A 26,186-nucleotide genomic window follows, 5' to 3' on the forward strand; every position below is an offset into this window, starting at 1 on the left:
CGGCGAAATCCACGACCGCACCCGGACGTTCGCTTGGCAAGAGCTCACCGAAGATCGGACCATGAGAATCCGATCAGCCCGCCGGACGAAGGGTGTGGGAGCGATGCTCAACCTGTCCGTCGTGCTGGAGGACGCGGCCCGCGAGCAGCCGGAGCGGGACGCCGTCGTCTTCGGCGACCTGCGGCTGTCGTACGCCGGCGTCGACGCGGTCGCCAACCAGGTCGCGAACCTGCTGGCGAGCCGGGGCATCGGGCCCGGCGACAAGGTGGCCCTGTGCTGCCCCAACCTGCCGTACTTCCCCATGGTCTACTACGGCGTCCTCAAGGCGGGGGCCGTCGTCGTACCGCTGAACATGCTCCTCCAGTCGTGGGAGATCACCTACCACCTCGACGACTGCGACGCGCGGGCGTTCTTCTGCTTCGAGGGCACCCCCGATCTGCCTCTCGGCGAGCGCGGCTTCACCGCCTTCCAGCGGGCCGTGGCGTGCGAGCACTTCATCACCCTGCCGGCCCCGGCCAGCCAGGACGCGGGGGACCAGAATCCGGGTGGTCAGGACGTCGGGGGGCAGTACGGGGAGACGCTGTGGACGGCCCTGGCCGGCCTCCCCGGCACGTTCGACACCGTCGCGACGGAGCCGACCGAGACGGCGGTCATCCTCTACGGCAGCGGCACGTCCGGGCGGCTCGCCCTCGGCGCCGAGCTCAGCCACGCGAACATGGTGCTGAACGCGCTGGTCACCGACTCGATGTTCCCGCGCGCCGAGCACGACGTGTACCTGGCGGCGCTGCCGCTGTTCCACTCGTTCGGGCAGACGGTCTGCATGAACACCGGCTTCCTGCGGCGGGCGACGCTGGTCCTGCTCCCGCGGTTCGCGCCGGACACCGCCCTCGCGCTGATGGAGCGGCACCGGATCACGTTCTTCGCCGGTGTGCCGACGATGTACTGGGCGATGCTGGAGCACCCCGACCTCGGCGCGCTGGACGTGAAGCGGATGGCGGCCGACCTCAGCATCGCGGTGTCCGGCGGCGCGGCGCTGCCGGGTGCGGTGCTGCGGGATTTCGCCGACCGGTTCGGGGTGGACGTCCTGGAGGGCTACGGCCTGTCGGAGACCTCGCCGGTCGCCGCGTTCAACCGGGTCGACCGCCCGGCGAAGGCCGGGTCGATCGGGCTGCCGATCTGGGGCGTCGAGATGAAGCTCATCGACCCCAACTGGGCCGACATCGAGGGGCCGGGGCCGGGCGAGATCGCGATCCGCGGGCACAACGTGATGAAGGGCTACTACAACCGCCCGGACGAGACGGCCGAGGTACTGCGCGACGGCTGGCTGCGGACCGGCGACATCGCGCGCCGCGACGCCGAGGGCCACTACTTCATCGTGGACCGGTCCCGTGACCTGATCATCCGGGACGGGGTCCGGGTCTATCCGCGGGACGTCGAAGAAGTGCTGATCTCGCATCCGGAGGTGAGCCTGGCGGCCGTGGCGGGGGTACCGGACGACGCGCTCGGCGAGGAGATCAAGGCGTACGTCGTCCGGTCGCGGGGCGCGACGATCACCGGCGAGACCCTGTTGAGCTGGTGCGCCGCCGAGCTGCCGGACGCATGGCGGCCGCGGCTGGTGGAGTTCCGCGACCGGCTGCCGATGACCGCGACCGGCAAGATCCTCAAGCGCGAGCTGTAGCCGGCGCGACGGAATGTGCCGCGAGAGGGCCGTGGGTCCGCTCTATCCACTGCGCGGAGCCGCGCCTACCGTGAGGCCCATGACACCGCCACCCGCCGGAATGGACGGGGCGTACGGATTCAGCCCCTTTCCCCCGATCGCCGAGTACGCGTTCCTCTCCGACTGCGAGACCACCGCGCTCATCGCGGCGGACGGGCAGGTGGAATGGATGTGCCTGCCCCGGATGGACTCCCCGAGCGTGTTCGGGGCGATGCTGGACCGCGACGCGGGAACGTTCCGGCTGGGTCCCGCCGAGATCCGGCGGCCCGCGCAGCGCCGCTACATCCCCGGCACGATGGTGCTGGAGACGAGCTGGTGGACGGGCCGCGGCTGGGTCGTGGTGCTGGACGCGCTCCTCGCCGGCCCCTGGCATCACCGCGGGCTTCGCTCGTCCGCGCACACGCGGGCGCCCACCGACACCGAGGCCGAGCACGTCCTGCTGCGGACCGTGCGCTGCGTCAGCGGGAGCGTCCAGATCCGCCTGGACTGCACGCCGGTGTTCGACTACGGCCGCGCCCCCGCCGTCTGGGAGTACGTGGGCGACGACTACCACGAGGCGGTGGCCCGTGCGCCGGGCGCGGGCCTGGAGCTGCGGCTCACGACGGATCTGATGCTGGGTTTCGAGGGCGACTCCCTCGCGCTCGGCAGGACGCTGCTCAAGGAGGGCGAGGGCCGCTTCGCCGCGCTGTCGTGGAGCGGGCATCCGCCGCCGCGTACGTACGAGGCGGCGCAGCAACGCATGCTGTGGACCGTCCACCACTGGCAGCGCTGGCTGGACGGCGGCCGGTTCCCCGACCACCGGTGGTCGGACTTCCTGCAGCGCAGCGTCATCACGCTGAAGGGCCTCACCTACGCGCCGACCGGCGCGATCGCGGCGGCCGCGACCACGTCGCTGCCCGAGACGCCGGGCGGTGAGCGGAACTGGGACTACCGGTACACGTGGATCAGGGACGCGACGATGACCCTGTGGGCGATGTACGCGCTCGGCTACGACTGGGAGGCCAACGAGTTCCTGTACTTCATCGCCGACACCGTCACCGCCGGTCACCGTCTCCAGATCATGTACGGCATCGACGGGCGCGCCGACCTGCCCGAGGAGACGCTCGGCCATCTGCACGGCTACGACGGGGCGCGGCCCGTCCGGATCGGCAACGGCGCGCACGCGCAGGCCCAGCACGACGTGTGGGGCGCGGTGGTCAGCTCGATCTACCTGCACGTGGGCCTGCGGCACCGGCTCGACGAACGGCAGTGGACCATCGTGCGGACCGAGGTCGACTGCGCGCTGCGGCACTGGCGCGCGCCCGACTGCGGGCTGTGGGAGGTGCGCGGCGCGCCGCAGCACTTCGTCTCGTCCAAGGTCTACTGCTGGCTCGCCGCCGAGCGCGGCGCGCGCCTCGCCTCGCTGCGCGAGGAGCACGACCTGGCCGCGACCTGGCGGGCGGCCGCCGCGGAGATCCAGGCGGACATCCTGGAGCACGGCGTGGACGAGCGCGGCGTGTTCGTGCAGCGCTATGGCGCGTCCACGCTGGACGCGTCGGCGCTGCTGATCCCGATCCTGGGCTTCCTGCCGGCGGACGACCCGCGGGTCAAGGCGACCGTCCTCGCGATCGCCGACGAGCTGACCGAGGACGATCTCGTGCTGCGGTATCGCACCGACGAGACCGACGACGCGCTGGACGGCGAGGAGGGCACCTTCACGATCTGCTCGTTCTGGCTGGTCTCCGCGCTGATCATCATCGGCGAGGTGGAGCGTGGGCGGCGCCTGTGCGAGAAGCTGCTGTCGCTGGCGAGCTCGCTGCAGCTGTACGGCGAGGAGATCGACCAGTCCACCGGCCGCCATCTCGGCAACTTCCCGCAGGCGTTCACCCATCTGGCCCTGATCAACGCCGTCATGCAGGTCATCCGCGCCGAGCGCGGCCTGCCGCCCCTCACCCTGGACGGCGAGCAGCAGTTCTGAGTTCCTCTGTTGACAGGCCCGAGGTCGGTCCGTACGTTGAGAACCGTATGAAATGAACCATTCTCAACGCACCATAAAGGTGGCGGCATGTTCCGCTCCGTCCTCGTCGCGAACCGGGGCGAGATCGCCCGGCGGATCGTCCGGACCGTTCAGGCGCTCGGGCTGCGCGCCGTCGTGGTGTACTCCGAGGCGGACGCCGGGCTGCCCTACGTGCGGGAGGCCGACGAGGCCGTGCCGATCGGGCCGCCGCGCCCCGCCGAGAGCTATCTCGACATGGACGTGGTGCTCGCGGCGGTGAAGCGCAGCGGCGCCGAGGCCGTCCACCCCGGCTACGGGTTCCTGGCCGAGAACGCGACGTTCGCCCGCCGGGTCATCGCCGGCGGGCTCACCTGGATCGGCCCCGCCCCCGCCACGATCGAGCTGATGGGCGACAAGATCAACGCCCGCAATCTCATGGAGGACGCGGGCGTGCCCGTCGCGCCCGGCAGCCGCGCGCCGGTCGCCGACGCCGACGCCGCGGTCCGCGAGGCCGGCCGCATCGGCTATCCGGTGATGGTGAAGGCGTCGGGCGGTGGCGGCGGCATCGGCATGAGCGTCGCCCGCGACGAGACACGGCTGCGGGCCGCGTTCGAGACGGCGCGCAGCGGTGCGGTCCGCTTCTTCGGCAACCCGTCGATCCTGCTGGAGCGGTACGTCGAGCATGCCCGGCACGTCGAGGTGCAGATCCTCGGCCTCACCGACGGCACCGTCGTCGCGTTCGGCGAACGCGACTGCTCGGTGCAGCGGCGGCACCAGAAGGTCGCCGAGGAGACGCCGTCCCCGGGTGTCGCCGGGCCGCTGCGCGCGCGGATGCTCGCGGCGGCGATCCGGGCGGGAGAGACCGTCGGCTACCAGGGTGCGGGCACCGTCGAGTGCCTGGTCGACCCGGCCGCGCAGGAGTTCGCGTTCCTGGAGATGAACACCCGGCTCCAGGTCGAGCATCCGGTGACCGAACTGGTCTCCGGTGTCGACCTGGTGGAGCAGCAGCTCCTCGTCGCGGCGGGCCGGCCGCCGTCGTTCGGCCCCGGTGACGTCCGGCTGGCGGGGCATGCGATCGAACTGCGCGTGTACGCCGAGGACCCCAAGCGCTTCCTGCCCAGCCCCGGGGCGATCACCGCCTGGTCCGAGCCTGCCGGGCCCGGCATCCGGGTGGACGCCGGGTACGCGGCGGGCACCACGGTCAGCCCGTTCTACGACCCCCTGCTGGCCAAACTCTGCGCGCACGGCACGGACCGCGCACAGGCGCTCGCCCGGCTGCGTGCGGCCGTCGCCGACTTCGTGGTCACCGGCCCGAAGACGAACCTGCCGTTCCTGGCGGAGCTCCTGGACGACCCGGAGTTCGCGGACGGCGCCTACGACACCGGTCTGGTGGCCCGCATGCGGGAACCGGCCAGGGCCTGACCTGTCCGGTCCAAGGAGGATCCCGATGACGACGATGGTCGAGCAGAGCCCATTGAGCACGGCGGAGATCCGCCTGCTGGACGCGCACTGGCGAGCCGCCAACTACCTTTCCGTCGGCCAGATCTACCTTCTCGACAACCCGCTGCTGGCCGAGCCGCTGCGGCCCGAGCACGTCAAGCCGCGCCTGCTCGGCCACTGGGGCACCACCCCCGGGCTGAACTTCCTCTACACCCACCTCAACCGGGTCATCAAGGTCCGCGACCTCGACATGGTGTACGTGCTCGGCCCCGGTCACGGCGGTCCGGCCGCCGTGGCGAACGCGTGGCTGGAGGGCACCTACAGCGAGGTCTACCCGGCCGTGCCGCGCGACACCGAAGGGATGCGGCGCCTGTTCCGGCAGTTCTCGTTCCCCGGCGGCATTCCGAGCCACGTCGCGCCGGAGGTGCCCGGTTCGTTCCACGAGGGGGGAGAACTCGGCTACGCCCTGGTGCACGCGTATGGCGCGGCGTTCGACAACCCCGGCCTCGTCGTCGCGTGCGTCGTCGGCGACGGCGAGGCCGAGACCGGGCCGCTGGCCGCGAGCTGGCACTCCACCCGGTTCCTCGACCCCGTGCGCGACGGCGCGGTCCTGCCGATCCTGCACCTCAACGGCTACAAGATCGCGAACCCGGCGCTGCTCGCCCGCATCCCCGAGGACGACCTGATCCGGCTGTTCGAGGGCTACGGGCACAAGCCGTACCTCGTCGACTGCGACGACCCCGCGACCGCGCACCAGCGGATGGCCGCGACCATGGACCGGGCGCTCGACGACATCGAACTGATCCAGCGCGAGGCGCGCCTCGGCACGAGGACCGGGGACGCGCCGCTCCGCTGGCCCATGATCATCATGCGTTCCCCGAAGGGGTGGACGGGGCCGAAGGAAGTCGACGGCAAACCCGTCGAGGGCACCTGGCGCGCCCACCAGGTGCCGTTCGGCGACGTGCGCACCAACCCCGGGCACCTCGCGGACCTGGAGAGCTGGATGCGGGGCTACCGCCCCGGCGAGCTGTTCGACGCCGACGGCAGGCCCGTACCCGAACTGCTGACGCTGCCGCCCGAGGGCGACCGGCGCATGAGCGCGAACCCGCACGCCAACGGCGGCCTGCTGCGCCGCGACCTGGTGCTGCCCGACTTCCGCGGCTACGGGGTCGCGGTCAAGGAACCCGGCACCTGCACCGACGAGGCGACCCGCGTGCTCGGCACGTTCCTGCGGGACGTGATCCGCGCGAATCCCGACAACTTCCGGATCACCGGCCCGGACGAGACGGCCTCCAACCGGCTCGGCGCGGTGTTCGAGGCGACCGGCAAGGCGTGGCAGGCCGGGCTGCTGCCCACCGACGAGAACCTCGCCGCCGACGGCCGGGTCATGGAGATCCTCAGCGAGCACCTGTGCCAGGGCTGGCTGGAGGGCTACCTGCTCACCGGCCGGCACGGGCTGTTCACCTGCTACGAGGCGTTCATCCACATCGTGGACGCGATGTTCAACCAGCACGCCAAATGGCTCGGCACCTGCCGCGAGATCCCCTGGCGGCGGCCGATCTCCTCGCTCAACTACCTGCTCACCTCGCACGTGTGGCGGCAGGACCACAACGGCTTCAGCCACCAGGACCCCGGCTTCCTCGACGTCGTCGTCAACAAGAAGGCCGAGGTCGTCCGGATCTACCTGCCGCCGGACGCGAACTCGCTGCTGTACGTCGCGGACCGCTGCCTGCGCTCGGTCGGCAACGTCAACGTCGTCGTCGCGGGCAAGCAGCCCGCGTTGAACTGGATGTCGATGGACGAGGCGGTGCTGCACTGCACGCGCGGCCTCGGCATCTGGCCGTGGGCGAGCACCGACGGCGGCGCCGAGCCGGACGTGGTGCTGGCCTGCGCGGGGGACGTCCCGACGCTGGAGACGGTCGCGGCGGCGGCGCTGCTGCGCGAGCACTTCCCCGAGCTGAGAGTGCGGCTCATCAACGTGGTCGACCTGATGCGGCTGCCGCCCGAGAGCGAGCACCCGCACGGCCTGCCGGACTCCGAGTTCGACGCGCTGTTCACCACCGACAAGCCGATCATCTTCGCGTTCCACGGCTACCCGTGGCTCATCCACCGGCTCGCCTACCGCCGGCACGGGCACGGCAACATGCACGTGCGCGGCTACAAGGAGGAGGGCACCACCACGACGCCGTTCGACATGGTCATGCTCAACGACCTCGACCGGTACCACCTGGTCATCGACGTCATCGACCACGTGCCGCGACTCGGCGGCCGGGCCTCCTACGTCCGCCAGCACATGGTGGACGAGCGGCTGCGGCAGCACGCGCACACCCGCGAGTACGGCGAGGACGCGCCCGCCGTCCGTGACTGGACCTGGCCGTGCTGAACCATTCACAGCGCACGGTTCGGCTGCCACGCTGCGAGAGAGCGAGAGGAGTCGCGGTGGCAGAGATCCACGCGGAAATGGCGGCCAACGTCTGGAAGATCGTCGTGCAGGTCGGCGATCAGGTGGACGAGGGCGACACGCTGCTGATCCTGGAGTCGATGAAGATGGAGATCCCGGTGGAGGCCGAGGACTCCGGCGTCGTCGCGCGGCTCGCGGTCGCGGAGGGCACCACGGTCCAGGAGGGCGATCTGATCGCCGTCATCGAATGAGGTCCCCGGCGGGGCGGTGAGCGCGCCGCGGGGGCCGTCCGCCCCCATCCCAGACGGAACGCGGCACCCATCATGCAAACGCCCACCCGACCCTCGAACCTCGCGATCACCACCGCCCTGCGTGAGCTGACCTGGGACACCTTCGCCGGAGTGGCGTCCTTCGTCGTCCCCGGCCGGGACGCCCACTCGGCGGCGCAGGGCACGCCCCGCGCCGAGTCCGGCGCGCTGGAGTCGCAGGTCCCCGACTTCCTGATCCTCGGCATCGACTTCTCCATGGAGAACCCGGACGTGCTCTCGCGGCCCATCGCCGCGGGTCTGCGCTCCGGATTGAACAAGGCGCCGCTGGGCTCGCTTCCGGTCTCGCTGGGCGACGCGGCCGGCGTACTGCTGGACGAGCCCGCACCCGTACCCCTCACCGACGCGCTGGCGCTGCTCTTGTGCTTCCTCGCGGTGGAGACCGACCCGGCGAGCGCGTACGGCGACCGTTTCCCGTCCCCGTTCGCGCGGCTGACGGCCATGGGGAAAGGACGCGTCTTCGCTCAGCTCGAAGATCCCGTTCCCGGGCTGGTGGACCGTATCGCCGCGCACGCCGCCGAGCCGCTGCGGCCGGCGCTGGCCGGCCAGCTCACCTATGTCGGCGGGGTGCTGCTGGAGTTCGCGGCGATCGGCGCGTACATCGACTGGCAGATCTTCGACCCACGGACCCGGACGACCGGGGCGCGCCCGCTGAGCTGGGACCTCACCGGCTTCCAGCCCGACGGGCCGCTCGACGGCTGGGACGACCTGCGCGGCTACTACCAGGGCCGGCGGAAGACGGAGGCGTGATGCGCGACGTGATCATCATCGGGGCGGGGGCGGGCGGTCCGGTCGTCGCCGCCGAGCTCGCCGGGCGCGGCCTCGACGTGCTGCTGCTGGAGGCGGGCGCGCACGCGACCGACCCGCGCGCGCAGTGGTCGCCGTACGAGAACGACGCCAACAACCCGCTCACCGGCTATCTGCGGTTCGGGCCGAGCGACCGTTCGCGGCCCGCGTGGTACCGGGAGCTGCCGCAGAACTCCTTCGTGTGGGCGTCGTCGGGCGTCGGCGGCACCACGCAGCACTACTTCGGCAACTGCATCCGGCCGTATCCGGGGGCGTTCGCCGGGTACGGCGGGCCCGACCGCACGGCCTACGACCACGCTCATCCGTTCCCGTTCGCCTATTCCGAACTGGTGCCGTATCTGGAGTGGATCGAGGAGACGCTGCCGGTCCAGACGGCGGCGATGGGCACCAAGGAGACCGTGTTCTTCACCGGCGCGGAGAAGCTCGGCATCCCGTTGCAGACGAGGAAGGACGTCACGGGCGACGCCTACCGCCCGCAGGAGAACGCCATCCTCCAGCCGGGCGGCAACGCGGGCCTGACGACCGATTCGGCGCTGCTCCGGCACCCGCTCGCGACCGGCTGCACGATGTGCGGGCACTGTGCCCAGGGCTGCGTGCAGCCGGTCAGCGCACCCCGCAACCTCGTCGCGAAGCGTTCGACGGACAACAGCTACGTGCCGATGGCGCTGACCGCCGACACGTGGTCACCGGACGGCCGGGCGATCACCCTCGAACCGGACGCGTTCGCGACCCGGGTGCACGTCGAGCGGCGCGGCGGCGAGACCGTCGCGACCGGCGTGACCTGGCGGCGCACCCTGACGGGCGAGCACCACCGCGAGGACGCGCGGGTCGTCGTGCTCGCGGGCGGCTGCATCGAGAACCCGCGGCTGTGGCTGAACAGCGCACTGCCGAACCCGAACGGCTGGGTCGGGCGCGGTTTCACCGACCACGACTTCGACGCGATCATCGGGCTGTTCGACGACGACATCGGTGCGACCAAGGGCCCCGGGTCCGCGGCCCGCTGCGACTTCCCCGGCCGCGGCGGGCTGGAGCACATCGGGCAGCCGCCGGGGCTGCAGGCGTTCGCGCTGACTTTCAGCGACAGCGGGGTGCGCGGCCACTACGACAACGGCCGCGGCACGCTCGGGCCCTGGGACGGCCCCGCCGGGCGGCTGATCGGCCCGGAACTCAAGGACGCGTTCGGCAATGGCGCCAACCGCATGCTGACGCTCATCGTGAACACCGACGACGACGTGGAACCGCAGAACCGCGTCACCCTGTCGGCGTTCCCCGCCGACGAACACGGTCCCGTGCCCCGCGTACGCGTCGCCCGGCGGAACCGGTCCCGCCGCACCCACGAGAACCGGGAGCACATCGTGCGCCGCGCCGCCGAGCTCGCGCGGGGCGCGGGCGCGCGCCGCGTGTACCGCATCGACTGGCCGCCGATCCTGCTGCACGCGCAGTCGTCGATGCGGATGGGGCACTCGGCGGACGACTCGGTCCTGGACGCGGACGGCGAGGCACGCTGGGTGCGGCGGCTGTTCGTCGCCGACAACTCGGCGCTGCCGAACAGCGCGGGCGGCGCGAACCCGACCGCGGCATCGCAGGCCCTCGCCACCCGGACGGCTGAGAAGATCTTCCAACGGTACTTCGGCGGCGACCCGTGGGTGGGCCGAGAGGCACCCGTCGTCTCCACCGATCCGCGGATCACGCACGCGCTGGAAAGCCTGCCATGACCTGCGGCGTCTACCTCGCCGCCCGCGATCCGGGGGGCACCAAGGCCATGGTCGCGCTCGGTCTGGCCGAGCTGCTGGTCCGCGAGACGGGGTCGGTCGGCGTGTTCCGGCCGGTCATCCGCGCCGGTGAGCCGGACCGGCTCGTGGAGACGCTTCGCAGCCGCTTCGGGTCGCCCGCGCCGTACGCCGACTGCGTGGGGGTCGCCTACGAGGACGTGCACGCCGACGCCGAGAAGGCGATCGAGGTCGTGCTCGACCGGTACGGCCGGCTGGCCCGCGGGCACACCGCCATCGTGGTCGTCGGGACCGACCACAGCGGCGTCGGGCTGGGCACGGAGCTGGCGTTCAACGCGCGGCTCGCGGCACATCTCGGCCTGCCGGTGGTGCTGGCGGTGAACGGCCTGAACCGGTCCGCCGCCGAGATCGCGGAGGCGGTCGCGAGCGCGCGCCGCGAGCTCGCCGGGGAGCACGCGGCCGAGCTCGCGACCATCGTCACCCGCTGTTCCCGCGCCGTACCGTGCGGCGAAGGGCCGCCCGTGTTCGCCATCCCGGAGACCCCCGCGCTGACCGACCCGACGGTCGCCGACCTGATGGCGGGGTGCGACGGGCGGCTCGTACTGGGCGGGGGGCATCGGCTCGGCGGGGCGGTCCGCGACCTCATGGTCGGCGCGATGTCGCTGCCGTCCATCCTGGACCGGCTGACGGGCGGCGCCGTCGTCATCGTCCCGGCCGAGCACGCGGCGGCCGTGCTGCCCGGACTGTTCGCCGCGCACCGCTCGCCCGCCTTCCCGGCGCTCGCCGGTGTCGTGCTCACCGGTGCGGAGCTGCTGTCCGGCCCCCTGCTGCGGCTGCTCATCTCGATGGACGAGCCGCTACCGGTGATCGCCACCGATGCCGACACGTTCGCGACCGCGACCCGGCTGGCGGCGGTCCGCGGCCAGTTCTCGCCGGCCGCCACCGGCAAGATCGAGACGGCGCTCGGGCTGTTCGCCGCGCATGTGGACGGCTCGGTGCTGGCCCGCCGCCTGCACATGGACCGGCCGTCCGTCGTCACCCCGCAGATGTTCGGGCACGGCCTGATCGAACGGGCCCGTGTGGACCGGCGGCGCGTCGTCCTGCCCGAGTCCGGCGACGAGCGGGTGCTGCGCGCCGCCGACATCCTGCTGCGCCGGCGCGCGGCCGACCTGATCCTGCTCGGCGACGCGGCGAGGATCCACGCGCACGCCGCCCGGCTCGGGCTGGACCTCGCCGCCGCCGAGATCCTCGACCCGGCGGAGCCCGTCCTGCGCGCCCGTTGCGCCAGGAAGTACGCCGAGTTGCGCGCGCACAAGGGGATGACCTACGAGCTGGCATACGACGCGGTCACCGACGCGTCGTACGCGGGCACGCTGCTGGTCCGGCTGGGCCTCGCCGACGGCATGGTGTCGGGAGCCGCGCATCCGACGGCGAGCACGCTGCGGCCCGCGTTCGAGATCATCAAGGCCGCGCCCGGCGGCGCGGTGGTCTCCAGCGTCTTCCTCATGTGCCTGGCCGACCGGGTGCTGGTCTTCGGCGACTGCGCGGTCAACCCCACTCCCGACGCCGCCCGGCTCGCGGCCATCGCCGTCGCGTCGGCGGCCACCGCCGAACTCTTCGGGATAACACCGCGCGTCGCGATGCTGTCGTACTCGACGGGCGCGTCCGGCGCGGGCCAGGACGTCGAGAAGGTCCGGCAGGCCACCGGCCTAGTCCGAGCGGCCCGCCCCGGCCTGCTCGTCGAAGGGCCGATCCAGTACGACGCGGCGCTCGACCCAGGGGTGGCCGCCGCGAAACTGCCGGGCAGCCAGGTCGCCGGACGGGCCACGGTCCTCGTCGTACCGGACCTCAACACGGGAAACGTCCTCTACAAAGCGGTCCAGCGCAGCGCGGGCGCGATGGCGATCGGGCCGGTACTCCAGGGCCTCGCCCACCCAGTGAACGACCTGTCCCGCGGCGCGACCGTAGAAGACATCGTCAGCACCGTAGCCGTAACCGCCGTCCAAGCCGCCCAGGCCACCAGATTCACCCCAAAACCCTGACCCCCGCCGAAGCCCAGGACACGTGCGAAGGACCTTGAGCAGGTCGCCGAGTGGTAGGCGACAGCTTCATTGGGGACGATCGGGACCTATCTAGTCATCACGTCTCGATCATTGCGCTGCGGCCTTTAGGTCGGCATGGATTTGGAAAACTCCGGAATCGAAATCCACAGCTTCTCCTGCTCTTCCGTCTCCGGCACAATCTCGATGCCGCTGCGCTGCACTATGACGAGTGAGGTGAGCAGGACTCCGTGCAGGAGTTGGCGCCCGACAAAATGCTTGCTGAGCTCGTACTCTGCCAGCAGGGTGCGAGTGAAATCGGCAAAGACCGAGGGTGTGATGTCATACATGTCCTCAGAGATCGCCTCGAGCCCGGTCGCCTTCCCCAGCACCGCTGCCGTAGCCTCCGCCAGGGCGACATAGCTCCTGCCGACGCGCAGGGCCGGGCTCCAGACGGTTTCGTCGCCGACATCGAAGATGTAGCTCACGACCACTCCAATAGAATCTTTTCCCCGGGGTGTGCGGCACGGAGTCGCGCAACGGCTGATTCTACCGCAGCACGAAATGCGGGATCGGCACCCGAGCTGGTGAAGCGGAATCCGATTGGAGCCTTCTCGTAGCCGGAGAGGTGTTGCCGAGCGTCGAGATATGACGAGAACTTCTTATCAATGTGCTTGGCGACCCACCGGTTGATGTCTCCGGCATTCGTGGCGCTCTTCTCCTCCCAGAGCACCCCTTTTTCGATGTGATCGATGTCCGTGATAGTCCGTCCGGGGACATCAGGATCGTCGACGACATAATCTCGTCGGCCCTCAAGCCTGGTCGGAATCTTCGCGGCCCCATCTCCGGCCACCGGACCCTCTGTGCTCGGCTTACCACCGGGCGACGAGTCACCTCCTGGCGGGATCTGCTTACCGAGGGGGTCGGTTTTGCCTTTTTGATCGGCGGCGTCGTTGAGGGCCCGTACGGAGCGGTTGGTGGTGCTACTCGGGGTTTTGGGTTTGGTTTTCCCGAGGGCGGCGGCGAGGCGGCTGCCGGCGCCGCTGCCCGAGCCGGTGCCCATGGTGGCGGCGCCGATGATGATGGAGGGGACCATGGTTCCGTAGGCGCGCAGCGGGTCCTTCTTCCACAGGTCCCAGTTGACCATCGCCTTGCCGAACTCGACCGGGTGCTGCGCGCCCTGAGCCAGGCCCTTGGCCTGGCCGACCGGCCCCCGCCGCACCCAGCCGCCCCAGTCGGTCATCATGTAAACAGGCGCGGTCGCCGGATTGCTGGCCAGCGCGTACAGCCCCAGATCCTTGCTGCCGTCCCACACCCCCGCCAGATACCGGTGGGTGTAGTCATGCCAGGTCTTCCTGAGCGCGGTCTCCCACGGTCCCTTGCGGTCACCGTCCTGCCCGAGGCCCCTGGCCAGGCCGCGTACCACGCCCATGGCCGATTGCACCGCGGCCTGCACCGCCGCGTCCCGATCGGCCTTGAGAAGTTCATCGCGCCGCCGTTGCACATCCTGCTGCTGTCCGGCCACCCAGGTCCCGGCACGCCGGACCCCATGGCCCGGACCGGTGTTCAAGCCCAGACCGTCCAAGATCCGCACCAGTGCGCCACCGGCGTCTTCCCACTCGCGGCCCGCGCGGCCCAGTTCTACACCGAGCCGGTGCAGTCCGTCGGGCGAGGCACTGCGCACATCCACGGATGCGCGGCGACCACCGCGCGGTGGTCCTGGAATGTAGAGTTCACCGCCGCGGGGTGGTCCGCCCTCGGCCTGCGCGGCGAGCCGGTCTACCGCATCGAACGCCGCATAGAACCCCGCGCGCACATCACGATGCCGGTCCGCCAGGTCTTCCAGGAGCCGGTCGGCGGCCGGGCCGACCAACGCGCCCTCCAGCAACAGCCCGAACGAGGACCGCAACGCGTTCCCATGCTGCTCGGCCAGCTGCTTGACCTGAGGCAACCGCGCCGCCGCCTCCTCAGCCCGCGCCATCAGACCACCACCAGGCCCGCACACCGATCAGCGGAGCGTTGACGGGGGTGAGAAGGGCACTCACCGTATTCCAACCTTCACCACAGGAACGAACGTGATCACCCCGGGCGCTGAGGCAGCCGACCCTGGATTCCAGGCAGTCCACCCGACACCACAGGGATGCAGGCCTGGGACGTGTGTGACATCAGCGGAAACGCTACGCGTCCACGACTGGACCAACCAGACCTATTTCACAAGTCAGACAACAGGGTCAAGACAGGGAAGCTCGCCTCCGCTGAAGCCAGGCCACATCCAAGGACCACCGTGTTCACCAGTGACCTGCTTGATGTCGCCGTAGCGATGGCGGGGCCTGCTGGGACCCTTGTACGGCTCGTGGTGCGGGCTCACCGCGGACGATCGCCTCGAACTCCCGTGGAACTCAGCCGGCCGACACCCGAGGACGTTGCGTACGGGAACCAGAGAAGGCTCACCATCGTCCGACCAGTGCCCCAGCGCAACACAGCGCCCGCCGCTGGCACGTCTGCCCGACCACGCCCTGCTTCCGTCCGCGCCGGTGACGCCGGATGAAGGAGATCAGCCGAGGCGATGAACTGGATTCCCAGCGCGGTCTCCGCGCTCATCACCGTCACCGCAATGATGGTGGTCTACGCGTTGAACCGACGGCACGACTACTACGAGCTGGCGCGTTCCCTGCACGAAGACCTGACCAGCGGGCAGGTCGCCGAAGCGCGCGATGCCCTCGGCACCCTTGTTCACGGCCCAACCCAACCTGACCCGGACTTCGCCCGCCAGAAGGTCAGACATGCCTACTTCACGCTGTTGTGGGCCTTCGAACGAATCCAGGCCGGGCGGCGCCATATGGCTCGGGGCTCAGTCCTCGGAGGCGGGAAGGCCGCGCGCCACGGAGGCGTGGAGCTGCCCCTGGAGCAGCTCGTAGGCGCCCCCGGCGGAAGGCGCCGTATCCCGGGCCGAGCCTGCTCAATGGGCGTTCCGGTGGTGCTAGTGACCGACTCCCGCGCAAGGGTCAGAGGAGTTTTCGGTGGCGCAGGTAGGCCGCCAGATCGTCGTACTGACCGTCGGTATTGGCGAACATGGCCACGTTGCGGGCCGTTTCCAGCCAGGGGCCGGTGGAGGGGCGCAGGTCGCGCAGGGCGTTTCGGAAGTCCTTCTGCTCGATCATGCGCACGTGGCCGGTGGTGATGGAGTCGTGCATGGCGTACTCGGCCGCGCTGTCACACAGGTGCTCCAAGTCCGCTCCGGACCAGTGCTCGGTCGCGGCCACCAAGGCGTCCAGATCGATCTGGGCGATCGGGCGTTCGCGCAGGTGGTAGCGGAGGATCGCGGCGCGCGCCGGTGCGTCGGGCGGCAGGACCAGCATGGTCCGGTCCAGCCGGCCCGGACGGTGCAACGCCGGGTCTACGTCCCAGGGGGCGTTGGTGGCGGCCAGCACGAACAGCCCGTCGTTGTCGCCCTGCATCCCGTCCAGTTCGGCGAGCAGCTGGTTGATGGTGGTGCGCATTCCGGTGGAGGCCGTCTGGGTGCGCTTCAGCCCCAGCGCGTCCACTTCGTCCAGGAACATCACGCACGGCGTGTTGCGCCGGGCGGCTTGGAAGAGCTCGCGCAGGTTGCGTTCGGAGTTGCCCAGCCACATGTCCAGCACGTCGGTCAGCGACACCGACACGAACCTGGCCCGAAGTTCACCGGCGATGGCGCGGGCCAGGAATGTCTTGCCGCAGCCGGGTGGCCCGTACAGCAGGAGTCCGCCGCGCAGGCTCTTGCCATATAGGCCGCGCAGCTGCGGGTTTCGCAGCGGCGCCAGGAACGCCAGCTCCAGACGCTGTTTCACCTCGACCAGCCCGCCGACGTCGGCCAGCGTCACTCTGGGGCGTTCCACATCGAAGAGGTTGTCGTCGTCGCCGGTGACCTTGTCGTGATGTTCCGACGCGGGGGCGAACCGGGGCGGTACGACATCGGCCAGTTCCTGTTCGTAGGCGGCCAGGGTGTCGTCCTGTGAGGTCTCTTCGCGGGTTGGGCGGTCCACGGTCAGGGTGAGTGCTCGGCTCATGAGGTCGCGGGCCGCAGCGTTGTCGGGCTCTCGCTGCAGAACGGCCGCGATGTGCGCCACAGCCTCGTCCGTCCGGTCAGCGTTCACCAGCAGCAGGGCCAGGTGCAACCGGAGTGGTACGTCGTCGGGCTGGGCGGACACGGCGTTGATCAGGCTCACGATAAGGGCGCCATCGGCGTCGTCGGTCATGCGGGCCCCTCCGATCGCCCGGCCGAGGTCGTTCTGGGGCGCAGTGCCCGCACCAGCCGATACACCATCCACCACAGCTGGACCGGCACGAAGAACAGCACCGCCATGAACGGGGCCACTACGGCGTCGGCCAGCCAGTCCGACGACGGCATCACCACGAACAGCAGCAGGTAGCCGACACAGATCACCACGCCGACAGGGAACAGCACGGAGATCTCCCGCGGAAAACGTTCCCAGGACACACCGATGGCCCCGGGTCTGCGCCTCAGCACATGCCGGCCGTACAGTGCCAAGACGGCGATGATCGGCAATCCGATCCCGGCACGTTCGGCCCACCCAAACGCCTCTGGCGAGGTCGCCGGGACGAACACCGGCACGAATGCCAGCACACCCGCCCGGTACAGCCAGAAATAGACCAGCTTGGTCCAGCCCGCCTCTGTCACTTGGACCAACGGATCGCCCTGGTCGACGATGGGACGGGTGCGGTCGGCCCGCGTGTCCACAGTCTTGATCATTGCAGCGGCCACCAGCAAAGCCACCATCGGCGTGACCGCGATCGCGATCGTCGGGCCCGGCGGCAGCGGCCCGTCCGCCGGCAGCATTACCGCGGACGCTATGCCGCAGGCCATCCCCACCGCGAGAAAACCGCCGGCAGACCACACGCGCACGGCGAACCGCGGGTTGCTGCGCAACCATCCCCGCACGGTCGGCCGCAGCGGCGGCGGCAACGCCCGCCCGGCCCGCCAGAGCCACCACACTCCGAATGCCACCAGCGTCGCCGCCACCGCCCACGCGCCTGGGAGAACTCCAAAGATCAGGACGAAAGCAGCGAAGAACGTCGTCAGCACGCTGATGTTCAGCGCAGCGAACATCACACGCTCCGCATGCGCCACACCGGCCACACCGGTCGGATCGACCGCGGCCGCCGCCCGGAAATGCCGGAGCGCGCTCACCGGTCGACCCGCCCGCAAGTGCAACCGGCCAAGGCCTTCCAGCGCCCCTGAGTGCTGCGGGTCAAGCCGCAGTGCCCGCCCATAAGATCGCCGTGCCGCGAAGGACGACCCGGAGGCGTGCCGTACGAGCCCTTGAACGAAGTGTGGCTCCGCCTCGTCCGGCGCGAGGGCGATCGCCTGACGGCAGGCCCCGAACGCCCGACGCCGCTGACCCTGTTCACCAATCAGCGCGAGCGCCAGCATCACCTGCCCTTGCCAGGTGCCGGGCGCCAACCGCACCGCCTCGCGTGCCGCCGCAACAGCATCCGCACCGCGTTCCAGCCTGACCAGCGCCAGCGCACGCAGCCGATGAGCATGTTCATACGCGGGATCTGCCGCGACCGCGCGCTCCGCCGCCGCCAGCATCACCCGATCGTCACCCTCGCGGCTGAGGCATTCGGCCACCAGACACAACGCTTCGACATCGGAGGGGCGCTCGGCCACCACCCCAGCCGCGAGCTCACGGGCCTGGCGGGTCCGGCCGACCTCAAGCAAAGCCTGCGCACGCCCCAGCCGACCGTCGATCTCCACCTCGGCACCCTATAGCCGCTCAGCGAGGAGCCAGCAACCCGCAGAAGGGTCCCCTTGAGGCTTCCCTTTCCTACGCGCGGCTCAGCGTAAAGCCCGCGACGGTAGGGCGCTCAGATGCCGGAGAACACCTACGCAGCCTTCGACGAGACATCCTTCGCCGCCGGGATGTGCTGGAGCGCTTGCTTGAAGAAATACGGCAGTCGCGCTGCAAGGCGAATCTGAGACGACGACGGCTGGTCGTCGGGCCGTAGTCCGGACGCCGATCCTCCTGAGCGCCGAGGCTGCATGGCTGGGGCGGGACGGTAACACCGAGGAAACGACGGCGTTGGTTCCATGATTCCGGTTTCTGTGGCGAGGCGCGTGTGCCGCAGAACGCCGCTGACATCGGTGAACTGAGGAGCCGCTGTGCACGAAGAAGGAGTCGCCCAGGGAGTGAATCGGCGTAAGTTTCTGCAACGTGCGGGGCTGGCCGCCGCGGTGGGCACCATGCTGCCGCTGCTGGGTGCGGGTGGCGAGCGCGCGTTCGCCGCTGTTCCGTCGTCCGCCGACCCTGACAAGCTATTTAAGGACGGCCCTTTCAAGCGGGCTGAACACGGCTACCGGCGCCTGCTGAGGGAGAACGCCGACAACGCCCACGCCGCCGCGCAGATCGGCTACATCGCCCTGCTGTCCAACCGGTTCGCCGACGCCAAGCTCGGCTCGGCCGCTGATACCGCCGCGCTGGCCACCGAGGTGGTGACCGGCCTGCTCGCCGACCTCGATGACGACCGTTCCGCCCGTCGCCTGCCCAGAAGGAAATCGCCCTGGCCCTGGCGCGTCACCAGAGTCGGAAGGGCTGAAATGAGCAGCAGCCCCCACCCGGCAACGGGTGGGGGCTGCACATGCTCTACAGGTCACGGTGTGGTGCCGTGAGCCAAGGCGTTTTAGAGGGGCTTGACGGCCTCGGCCTGCGGGCCCTTGGGGCCCTGGCTGAGGTCGAACTCGACGCGCTGGTCCTCTTCCAGGCTGCGGAAGCCGCCCGCCTCGATGGCGGAGAAGTGGACGAACACATCAGGGCCGCCGCCGTCGATGGCGATGAAGCCGAAGCCCTTGTCGGCGTTGAACCATTTCACAGTTCCCTGTGCCATGTGATGTCTCCCTTGTCAGAGATGGAGGCGGTCCGCAGGTAACGGATCACCGACCGGCTGTCACAGCAGCGGAACCGCACCATCTCTCGCAAAAGAAACAGCCGCGTCACCCCAGAATCTGCGGGTGCGCGGGACAAAACCACCTACACCGAAACTTCCAGCTGTTGGGTATAACCACCGGAGCCGCCGACGCATTCCCGGGGACCGGACGGCAAGCTCCGGGACGGTCATCTCCACCCCCGGACCGAACATGCCGGCCCCCTCAGCCCGCATCCGAAATTGGGGAGATCACCAGCCCCCGATCCGAGATCCACGTTGGAGATAGTCGCTCGACAGCCAGCGGGTCAACGCCTCCAGAGGCGTAGTCCCGGCGATCCAGAACTGCGCCAGCACACCGCCTGCAGTCGTCTACTCCACGGGCGTGTCGGCGCGGGGGTCTGGGGAGACGCCGCCGCCTCGCGGGGCCGGATACGGGCCACCGCTGTAGGGAGGTGGGCTGGGGGTTTTCTTGGAGGGCACGGGCTTGGCTGTTCGGGGCGGTGTGCTGCCGCGTCGGACGGGCGTGGTGCCGGACCTGGTGGGAGTGACAGTGACGGTCCGGGTTGGCGTTGTGGTGGGGGTCGTGGTCGCCGGTGCGAGGCTGAACGGGGCGGGCACCTCGCCGCTGGGGGACGGACTATGGGGTCGCCCGGCGGCGTAGTTGAAGTTGAGGGCGAGGCTGAGGGTGAGTGCGGTGGCCGTCAGCGCAGTGGGCACGGCTACCGCCAGCACGGGCAATGCTTCTCGGTGGCGTTGGGGACGAGCTGGTGGGTGCTGTGAGTCGATGGCCGGGCGCGGCGGAGGTACCGCGGTGGCTGGCTTGGGCTGGTGGTGGCTGTCGGCGGAGTTGTCGCCGGCTCGCAGGACGGCCAGCCGCCGACGGTGGTGCAGCCATTGTGCGACGTCGTGGTCGTCGCCTCCGCAGGCCCGTACGAGGGAGGCCAGCAGGTCTTGGCGCGGCAGGGTATCCCGGCCCAGGGCCGTGACCGCGGTGCTGGCGGGCAGTGAATCACCGTTGGCGGTCGCGCGCCGTTCCAGCTCCCGAAACGACAAGCCTGACGCCGCTTTGAGTTGCCGCAGGCAGGTCATGAACTCAGCCGCCGTGTGAACCAGCGACGGATCCGGTTTCGGCTCGTCATGCATTGGCGCTCCAGCCCCTTACACCCTTGCTTCCACTGCCGACTTATACGCACGCCGTCACTGTGACGTTCCACTGGACGCCAGCTATCACTGTGACGTTCCACTCGCTGTCGGCCGGACCGGTGGGGCCGACCGCGGGGATCCCGGCGATCAAGTGCTGTTCGTGATCGTTCACGTGCGGGTTCACCCCTTGGAAGGCGGCCACGAGCGCTCCAGAGTCGTTGCCGAGCCCAGACGGGAAGGGCTCGTCTCTCCATGTGAAAGGGATTGACCTATGCGGAAGACCACCACGGTGGTGGCGGCCATCGCCGCGAGCGGCTGTGTCGCGCTCGGCCCGGCCGCCGAAGCCGCCAGTGCACGAGACACCGGAGCGCCGCAGCGGCTCACCGCCGCCGCGGCCGCTCCCAAGGTCGTCGAGGTCGATGGCGATGAGGCTCAGACCGCCAAGGCCTGGTCCTGCCGGAACGTCTACCGGTCGACGGCAGCCGGCGCCTGGGGCAGCGCCCGGATCTGCTGGCGTCCCTACAAGAAGAAGGGGTGGTACCAGGTCACGGTGCGCGGCACGCTGAAGGACACCAAGCGCGACGGTCACCGGGCCGGCATGTTCCTCCAGTATTGGAAGCTCCACGGCAAGTGGCAGCAAAAGCACACCGTCAGGATCGGGACCGCCAAGCACTACGGCAAGGTCGTCTCCACGTCCTTCAGCGGCTCCCCTCTGCGTTCCGTCGCGATGAAGGTCTGCACCATGAACCGGTTCAACCAGACGAGCAAGTGCAGCTCGTACGGATGACCCACCAGGGTCGGCCAGGCCACCGCCTGATCGGCGGCTGACCGGCATCCGCCAACATGAGCGGCCCAGGGCCTCTCCGCCCTGGGCCGCGCTGCGGTCAAGCGCCTGCACCCGCCAGACAGGCGAGCTCCGCCACCGGATAGACGGACACGAACGCGAACGCCAGAAACGCTGGCGATCGAACCGGTCAGGATCCTGGGCACGGACCCGGCCACCAGCAAGGACAGCTCGCCAGAACAGCGTCCGACGCCCATCTGGACGCAGGGCTCCGCGCTGTCGCAGGCCGCCTCATCGCCGGGACAGTTCGGACCTCATCGAGGGCTACCGCGAATCGGCGTCGCCGGAGTTTCGGGCCGCTCTCTTGCGGGTGGAGGGCCAGGCGGCCATTCCCACTTCGCCGCGGATGTCCTGGCTGGTGGTGAGGATCCGGTCGATGTCGTCGTCGGTGAGGGCGGCGTGCAGGGACAGCCGCACGAGTGTGCGGTGGGGGGAGGTGGCGGGTGGGAAGAACGCCGACCCGAAGACGCCGCGGCGCGCCAGGCTGTCGCGCAGCAGCATGGTGTCGGCCTCGGTGCCCGCTTCGAGCGCGAGGATCTGGGTGGCGTGGTCGCCGAGGTGGTAGCCGAGGTCGGTGAGTCCGGTGCGCAGCCGTCTGGTGATGTGCCGCAGGCGGTCGCGCCGCCAGCCTTCGTCTCGGACCACCTGCAGGGCCCCGGCGAGCCTGGCGAGGTCGTGTGGGAGCAGGGTCGAGCTGAAGATCGCCGGAAGCGCGGTGTACGCGAAGTAGTCGGTGAATTCGGGCCGATCGCACACGATGAGCCCGGCCCGGCCGGGGATCGCCTTGGCCAGGCTGGCGGTCTGGAAGTCGACCTGCCCGGTGAGCCCGAGTTCGGCGACCATGCCCGCGCCGTGTTCGCCGTGGGTTCCCAACGAATGTGACTCGTCGACCACCAGCACGCAGCCGAACTCGCGTGCCAGCGTGACCATCTGCGCAAGCGGACTGACCGACCCGTCGGTGCTGTAGACCGAGTCCACGACGATCACCCCGGATCCGTTGCGCTCCAGCCTGCGCCGCAGGTGCTCCGGATCGTTGTGCCGGAAGTGGATGATGGGCGCCTGGGCGGCGCGCGCGCCTTCCCACAGGGACATGTGCGCCAGCACGTCGATATAGACCGGGACATCCTTGTCGGCGATGACCTGGAGCAGCCCGGTGTTGGCGCTCCAGCCCGACGGGCACAGCACCCCGGCCGCGGTCCCCATGTGCCGGGCGAAATCGGCCGCCAGCCGTAGCTGCGGATGTTCGTCACGCAGGAAGATCGCCGACATCAGCACGGGCCCGTCCCGGTGGTCGGCCGTCGCCTGGGCTATCTGGGGATGGTCGGCGATCGCCAGATAATCGTTGCTGGTCAGCACGATCGCGTCGCGGCCCGGCGCTCGCGAGTCCAGAAGCCGGCGGCCGCCCCACGTCCGCCGGACCCGGCCGCCGTGGAAGTCCTCGATGCGCGCGTCAAGTCGCTGGCGTGCGTTCACCATCGTTCCTCCCCCGGCGGCCGATCCTGACAGGGTCGCCTAGACAGGGCCGAACATCGTGGTCCCGTAGGTGTCGGGCGTCTCGGTACAGAAGAAGCCCTCGACGGCGCGGTGGATCTCGCCGTAGGTCACGTGGCCGCGCGACTGCTGGTCCAGGTCCTGGAACGCGGCGGTGCCCTCGTCCTCGGGCACGCGGAACGCGTCGCGCATCATCCGCACGTACTCGGCGTTGGTGAGCCGGCCGTCTTTGTTGGTGTCGGCGATGTCCAGGAACGCCTGGGCGACCGGGCGTACCTTCTCGTAGCCGTCGGGCGGGTCGAGGATGGTCGTCTGGTGCGCCTGGAGCATCTCATCGAAGTCGATCCGCTTGTCGCCGTCGGCGTCCATGGGGGCGTAGATGTCCTCCCACAGCTTGACGTAGGCGCCGTGGATCATCTCTTCCTCGGGCCCACCGGCCGCGAAGCCGAACGCCGTACAGACCCGGGACGCCGCATCCTGGAAGTCCTCCAGGGTGAGAACACCGTCCCCGTTGTCATCGAGCAGGTCGAAGAACTTACGGATCTTGCTGGAGTAGAACTCGTTGGCCACTAGATCTCCCATCTCCCACACGCCTAGATACAGAGAGTAGTGACAACTTAACTCTGTGTAAAGAGTTGGTATCCGTTTTACCTGCAAACCGCCAGCCGTGCTTCCCGCCGGAGCCAGCCCCTGCCTGCCCTACGCAGCCAAAATGGAGCCGCCACCCTGCGTCGCGGGGGCCAAACAGAGATCCGCACAGACAAGTGGGTTTCCTACCGGATGACCACGGCGCACCGGCGTCCATGGACGCCTACCTTGCGCCCGCGTACCGGATGTGGTCGACGCCATGGGCCCGGAGTCGATGGCCACAACCGGCTAGGGGGCGCCAATGGTATGCCACCACCTCATGCAGGCGGGAAGGCTGGCACTGACGGCTGTTGGCCGCGTGGAGGGAGAGCACTGCGGTGGTTGGAGGTTCACCTACGACTGCCCAGAAGGGGCATCCGTTTGGTCGGCGGCCCGTCGGCGGGCTGGCCGATGTGGTGTGGGATTGGTCGAAGTCCGGCACCCGGCACGCCGCCCGCAACCGACTGCTGCGGCGGCTCATCAAGCGGCTGCCTGGAGGCGGTGTGGACGCGGCGTACCGGTTCGGGCTGGTGGAGCGGCCGCATTACGCCTACGGCGTTCGCCGGGCGACCGAGTTGGCCGCACGGCTGGGGCATCGGGGTGTCACGGTGGTGGAGTTCGGGGTGGCCGGAGGCAACGGATTGCTGGCCCTGGCCGAGCACGCCCGGTATTACACGGCCGCCACCGGCGTGGCGGTGCGGGTGGTCGGCTTCGACGGCGGCGTTGGCATGCCCGCCGCCACCGACCCTCGGGATCTGCCCTACCTGTTCGGCCCCGGCTTCTACACCATGGATCACGAACGGCTGCGCACCCGCCTAGGCGCGGCCGAACTGATAATCGGCGACATAGCCGAGACACTGCCCCACTACCTCCACACCGGGGCATCGCTGCTACGCGACCAGCCGATCGGCTTCGTCAGCCTGGATCTGGACTACTACTCCTCCACCACGACCGCCCTCGACCTGTTCCGCAGCCCCGCGCACGAGCATCTGCTGCCGAGGGTCACCTGCTACCTCGACGACCTGCCGGGCACCATCGAGCAGATCGGCGAAGCCGCCGCCATCGCCGACTTCAACACCGCCCACCCCGACAAGCCGATCGGCCGGGTTCTGGGCCTTCGCGCCTTCACCCCGTTCGACCCGCCATGGGCCGACCAGATCTACGTCCACCACCGCCTGCACCACCCCGCCTACGCACGCCTGGAGATAGGCGCCACCGGCGACCAACTCCCGCTGGACCACTGAACGCACGGGTGGATCGACGTTACGGCTGCCTCGCTTTGCGGCGCATCCGGCTAGCGAGCTTCCAGGTGTGATGTGTGGCCGCTACCAACGCCAGCGGCGCCGTTCGCGCGCACGTGCGGGCGGAATCAGGCCAGCACATCCGTCAGCTCGGCTGTCAGTGACCAGTTGAGATTCTCCGTGTTGCGGCCGGCGCCAACATGCCGGACCACTCCTCCCGAACGCGCCTGCTCGACCAGCGCGGCGATCAGGACACTGCCGCGCCCCAGCCCTCGTCCCTGCCCGTAGATCAGGCCATAGCACAGGGACCGTGGGTACGCACCGCTTTCTCCGCCACGGCCAAGAACAGACGGTCGACGATCTCACCGTTCGTGGTGTCGTCCAGCCGTGGTCTCAGCCTCTCGCGACGACCGTGGTCTCGGGAGCGCCATTGGCGTGGAACCAGGATGTCAGGGCGGCCCCTTCAACCAGATTGGGTTCATCGTCGCCGATATCTACCGGGCCGAGAACAAAGCCTTTTGCTTCGTCGAATGCACAATTGGCGATGCGCGCCCCAGACATTACCGTCGGAGCAGCTTCTTGATGGCCAAAATAGCAAAAGCGAAACGAAGCGTTCCGAAGATCGGCGCCGTCGAGACGGGTTTGAAAGAATGATGACGAGTTTGCGATCGTGTTACGTAGGTCCGCGAAGCGCAGATCGGCATCGCTGAAGTCGGCCGCGAAAAGAGCCGCCCCGGCGAACGTGGCGTGTTGCGCATCGCATTCAACCAATTCGGCTTTGGTCAGATCGGCGCGTGCCAGGTCGGACTTGCGCAGGATGGTGCCGCTGAGGTTCGCTCGGCCCAGGGATGCACCGACCAGCCGGACTTCTGACAGGTCGGTATTGAACAAGAAGGCTCCGTCGAGCCTCAGGTGGCTGAGATCCGCTCCGCGAAGATCCATCATCTCGCCGGAGAGTACCTCCGCAACATCGCCGGCGGAGGCTTTCAGATCGTCGATATAGCTTTCCAATGCCGCCGCGGCTTCGGGATTCTTCGGCCAAGCCCGTACGCCTTCGCGAGAAATGCCGTATCCGCTCATGGATAGAAGACCACCTTGCCTGACCACTCCGGATGGCTTGCGACCAAGCCGGGACCCCGAGAACCAAGCCGAGATCAATGCTCAGGATGGCAGGCGAACCCTTCGATGGGTCGTGTCTCAATCGATCTCTGGCGGCTCGCCTTTTCCTTCGAAGAGGTAGTCATAGGCATCCTGCAGATACGAATACAGTTCATCCTCGTCGTCAAACGAGACGTAAGTACGACTGAACCAGTCGCCGACCGAAAAGGGACGCTCGGCGAGCAGCTCCTGCATTCCCGCCTTGACTGCCGCCGCATAGTCAGCCGAGCCCGCTTCGAGGACTTCTTTCATACTTTCAAGGTCATTGGCCTGTTCGACATGCAGGCCTACTTCGATGAACTTCTGCAGCTGTTCATTCATGA

At 69.4% G+C, this 26,186-nt stretch carries 22 protein-coding genes; 11 read left to right on the forward strand and 11 right to left on the reverse strand.

Annotated elements, in window-relative coordinates:
• Positions 1-103 precede the first annotated feature (103 nt).
• The 8 genes from ABD333_RS23780 to pta all read left to right on the forward strand — a co-directional run bounded on the left by ABD333_RS23780 (position 104) and on the right by pta (position 12,438).
• Positions 104-1,678: a long-chain-fatty-acid--CoA ligase gene (locus tag ABD333_RS23780; RefSeq protein WP_344544697.1), complete on the forward strand. Its 1,575-nt coding sequence runs from the start codon at positions 104-106 to the stop codon at positions 1,676-1,678.
• Positions 1,679-1,757: 79 nt separating this feature from the next.
• Positions 1,758-3,674, forward strand: a complete 1,917-nt coding sequence (locus ABD333_RS23785; RefSeq protein WP_344544237.1) for a glycoside hydrolase family 15 protein — start codon at positions 1,758-1,760, stop codon at positions 3,672-3,674.
• 87 nt (positions 3,675-3,761) lie between these two features.
• Positions 3,762-5,114 carry an acetyl-CoA carboxylase biotin carboxylase subunit gene (locus tag ABD333_RS23790; protein ID WP_344544238.1) on the forward strand — a complete coding sequence of 451 codons (1,353 nt, stop codon included), beginning with the start codon at positions 3,762-3,764 and terminating at the stop codon, positions 5,112-5,114.
• Between the two features lie 25 nt (positions 5,115-5,139).
• Positions 5,140-7,515: a phosphoketolase family protein gene (locus tag ABD333_RS23795; RefSeq protein WP_344544240.1), complete on the forward strand. Its 2,376-nt coding sequence runs from the start codon at positions 5,140-5,142 to the stop codon at positions 7,513-7,515.
• A 56-nt stretch (positions 7,516-7,571) separates the two neighbouring features.
• Entirely contained in the window at positions 7,572-7,784 is a 213-nt protein-coding gene (locus ABD333_RS23800; RefSeq protein ID WP_344544241.1) for a biotin/lipoyl-binding carrier protein, read from the forward strand.
• Positions 7,785-7,856: 72 nt separating this feature from the next.
• Complete coding sequence (locus tag ABD333_RS23805) at positions 7,857-8,609, forward strand: hypothetical protein (RefSeq protein WP_344544242.1); 753 nt, start codon at positions 7,857-7,859, stop codon at positions 8,607-8,609.
• Complete coding sequence (locus tag ABD333_RS23810; RefSeq protein WP_344544244.1) at positions 8,609-10,381, forward strand: GMC family oxidoreductase N-terminal domain-containing protein; 1,773 nt, start codon at positions 8,609-8,611, stop codon at positions 10,379-10,381. The genes ABD333_RS23805 and ABD333_RS23810 overlap by 1 nt, the downstream gene beginning before the upstream one ends.
• Positions 10,378-12,438: a phosphate acetyltransferase gene (pta, locus tag ABD333_RS23815; RefSeq protein ID WP_344544246.1), complete on the forward strand. Its 2,061-nt coding sequence runs from the start codon at positions 10,378-10,380 to the stop codon at positions 12,436-12,438. Before ABD333_RS23810 ends, pta begins: the two co-directional genes overlap by 4 nt.
• Positions 12,439-12,563: 125 nt before the next feature.
• On the opposite strand, the gene ABD333_RS23820 is transcribed toward pta, so the two are convergent.
• The 5 genes from ABD333_RS23820 to ABD333_RS23840 all read right to left on the reverse strand — a co-directional run bounded on the left by ABD333_RS23820 (position 12,564) and on the right by ABD333_RS23840 (position 18,193).
• Positions 12,564-12,923 (reverse strand): DUF6086 family protein, encoded by a 360-nt coding sequence (locus ABD333_RS23820; RefSeq protein WP_344544247.1) that lies wholly within the window; start codon positions 12,921-12,923, stop codon positions 12,564-12,566.
• Positions 12,920-14,416, reverse strand: coding sequence for a hypothetical protein (locus ABD333_RS23825; RefSeq protein WP_344544248.1), 1,497 nt, complete (start codon positions 14,414-14,416; stop codon positions 12,920-12,922). The genes ABD333_RS23820 and ABD333_RS23825 overlap by 4 nt, the downstream gene beginning before the upstream one ends.
• 573 nt (positions 14,417-14,989) lie before the next feature.
• Positions 14,990-15,220, reverse strand: coding sequence for a hypothetical protein (locus ABD333_RS23830; protein WP_344544250.1), 231 nt, complete (start codon positions 15,218-15,220; stop codon positions 14,990-14,992).
• A 220-nt stretch (positions 15,221-15,440) separates the two neighbouring features.
• Positions 15,441-16,670: an ATP-binding protein gene (locus ABD333_RS23835; protein WP_344544252.1), complete on the reverse strand. Its 1,230-nt coding sequence runs from the start codon at positions 16,668-16,670 to the stop codon at positions 15,441-15,443.
• Positions 16,667-18,193: a tetratricopeptide repeat protein gene (locus tag ABD333_RS23840; RefSeq protein WP_344544254.1), complete on the reverse strand. Its 1,527-nt coding sequence runs from the start codon at positions 18,191-18,193 to the stop codon at positions 16,667-16,669. The genes ABD333_RS23835 and ABD333_RS23840 overlap by 4 nt, the downstream gene beginning before the upstream one ends.
• Positions 18,194-18,598: 405 nt before the next feature.
• Between ABD333_RS23840 and ABD333_RS23845 the strand changes: the two genes are divergently transcribed.
• Positions 18,599-19,105, forward strand: coding sequence for a hypothetical protein (locus ABD333_RS23845; RefSeq protein ID WP_344544256.1), 507 nt, complete (start codon positions 18,599-18,601; stop codon positions 19,103-19,105).
• A gap of 11 nt (positions 19,106-19,116) precedes the next feature.
• On the opposite strand, the gene ABD333_RS23850 is transcribed toward ABD333_RS23845, so the two are convergent.
• Together ABD333_RS23850 and ABD333_RS23855 are read right to left on the reverse strand one after the other, a co-directional pair.
• Complete coding sequence (locus ABD333_RS23850) at positions 19,117-19,320, reverse strand: cold-shock protein (protein WP_344544258.1); 204 nt, start codon at positions 19,318-19,320, stop codon at positions 19,117-19,119.
• Between the two features lie 408 nt (positions 19,321-19,728).
• Positions 19,729-20,412, reverse strand: coding sequence for a hypothetical protein (locus ABD333_RS23855; protein ID WP_344544260.1), 684 nt, complete (start codon positions 20,410-20,412; stop codon positions 19,729-19,731).
• A 361-nt stretch (positions 20,413-20,773) separates the two neighbouring features.
• Here ABD333_RS23855 and ABD333_RS23860 point away from each other — a divergent pair, with 361 nt between their 5' ends.
• Positions 20,774-21,289, forward strand: a complete 516-nt coding sequence (locus tag ABD333_RS23860) for a hypothetical protein (protein WP_344544261.1) — start codon at positions 20,774-20,776, stop codon at positions 21,287-21,289.
• Positions 21,290-21,610: 321 nt separating this feature from the next.
• Here ABD333_RS23860 and cqsA read toward each other — a convergent pair whose 3' ends face one another.
• Both cqsA and ABD333_RS23870 read right to left on the reverse strand, forming a co-directional pair.
• The gene (gene cqsA / locus ABD333_RS23865; protein WP_344544263.1) at positions 21,611-22,822 is read right to left on the reverse strand and encodes an alpha-hydroxyketone-type quorum-sensing autoinducer synthase; all 1,212 of its coding nucleotides are present in this window, start codon (positions 22,820-22,822) and stop codon (positions 21,611-21,613) included.
• Positions 22,823-22,858: 36 nt separating this feature from the next.
• On the reverse strand, positions 22,859-23,419 hold the full coding sequence (locus ABD333_RS23870) for an EF-hand domain-containing protein (RefSeq protein WP_344544265.1): 561 nt from the start codon (positions 23,417-23,419) through the stop codon (positions 22,859-22,861).
• 461 nt (positions 23,420-23,880) lie between these two features.
• Between ABD333_RS23870 and ABD333_RS23875 the strand changes: the two genes are divergently transcribed.
• Positions 23,881-24,708, forward strand: a complete 828-nt coding sequence (locus ABD333_RS23875) for a hypothetical protein (protein WP_344544266.1) — start codon at positions 23,881-23,883, stop codon at positions 24,706-24,708.
• 390 nt (positions 24,709-25,098) lie between these two features.
• Here the strand turns inward: ABD333_RS23875 and ABD333_RS23880 are convergent, their stop codons facing one another.
• A complete protein-coding gene (locus ABD333_RS23880) occupies positions 25,099-25,785 on the reverse strand; it encodes a pentapeptide repeat-containing protein (RefSeq protein ID WP_344544268.1) in 687 nt (228 codons plus the stop codon).
• Positions 25,786-25,902: 117 nt separating this feature from the next.
• Positions 25,903-26,184 carry a hypothetical protein gene (locus ABD333_RS23885; RefSeq protein ID WP_344544269.1) on the reverse strand — a complete coding sequence of 94 codons (282 nt, stop codon included), beginning with the start codon at positions 26,182-26,184 and terminating at the stop codon, positions 25,903-25,905.
• Positions 26,185-26,186: the final 2 nt, after the last annotated feature.

Origin of the sequence: Actinomadura fulvescens (assembly GCF_039533225.1) — a bacterium.
GTDB classification, from domain to species: domain Bacteria; phylum Actinomycetota; class Actinomycetes; order Streptosporangiales; family Streptosporangiaceae; genus Spirillospora; species Spirillospora fulvescens.

Excerpts from the sequence above, each read along its gene's own strand:
- ABD333_RS23780 (WP_344544697.1), top strand. The coding sequence starts at position 104 with ATGCTCAACCTGTCCGTCGTGCTGGAGGACGCGGCCCGCGAGCAGCCG.
- ABD333_RS23785 (WP_344544237.1), top strand. The coding sequence starts at position 1,758 with ATGACACCGCCACCCGCCGGAATGGACGGGGCGTACGGATTCAGCCCC.
- ABD333_RS23790 (WP_344544238.1), top strand. The coding sequence starts at position 3,762 with ATGTTCCGCTCCGTCCTCGTCGCGAACCGGGGCGAGATCGCCCGGCGG.
- ABD333_RS23795 (WP_344544240.1), top strand. The coding sequence starts at position 5,140 with ATGACGACGATGGTCGAGCAGAGCCCATTGAGCACGGCGGAGATCCGC.
- ABD333_RS23805 (WP_344544242.1), top strand. The coding sequence starts at position 7,857 with ATGCAAACGCCCACCCGACCCTCGAACCTCGCGATCACCACCGCCCTG.
- ABD333_RS23810 (WP_344544244.1), top strand. The coding sequence starts at position 8,609 with ATGCGCGACGTGATCATCATCGGGGCGGGGGCGGGCGGTCCGGTCGTC.
- pta (WP_344544246.1), top strand. The coding sequence starts at position 10,378 with ATGACCTGCGGCGTCTACCTCGCCGCCCGCGATCCGGGGGGCACCAAG.
- ABD333_RS23825 (WP_344544248.1), bottom strand. The coding sequence starts at position 14,416 with ATGGCGCGGGCTGAGGAGGCGGCGGCGCGGTTGCCTCAGGTCAAGCAG.
- ABD333_RS23830 (WP_344544250.1), bottom strand. The coding sequence starts at position 15,220 with ATGTCTGACCTTCTGGCGGGCGAAGTCCGGGTCAGGTTGGGTTGGGCC.
- ABD333_RS23835 (WP_344544252.1), bottom strand. The coding sequence starts at position 16,670 with ATGACCGACGACGCCGATGGCGCCCTTATCGTGAGCCTGATCAACGCC.
- ABD333_RS23850 (WP_344544258.1), bottom strand. The coding sequence starts at position 19,320 with ATGGCACAGGGAACTGTGAAATGGTTCAACGCCGACAAGGGCTTCGGC.
- ABD333_RS23860 (WP_344544261.1), top strand. The coding sequence starts at position 20,774 with ATGCGGAAGACCACCACGGTGGTGGCGGCCATCGCCGCGAGCGGCTGT.
- cqsA (WP_344544263.1), bottom strand. The coding sequence starts at position 22,822 with ATGGTGAACGCACGCCAGCGACTTGACGCGCGCATCGAGGACTTCCAC.
- ABD333_RS23870 (WP_344544265.1), bottom strand. The coding sequence starts at position 23,419 with ATGGGAGATCTAGTGGCCAACGAGTTCTACTCCAGCAAGATCCGTAAG.
- ABD333_RS23880 (WP_344544268.1), bottom strand. The coding sequence starts at position 25,785 with ATGAGCGGATACGGCATTTCTCGCGAAGGCGTACGGGCTTGGCCGAAG.
- ABD333_RS23885 (WP_344544269.1), bottom strand. The coding sequence starts at position 26,184 with ATGAATGAACAGCTGCAGAAGTTCATCGAAGTAGGCCTGCATGTCGAA.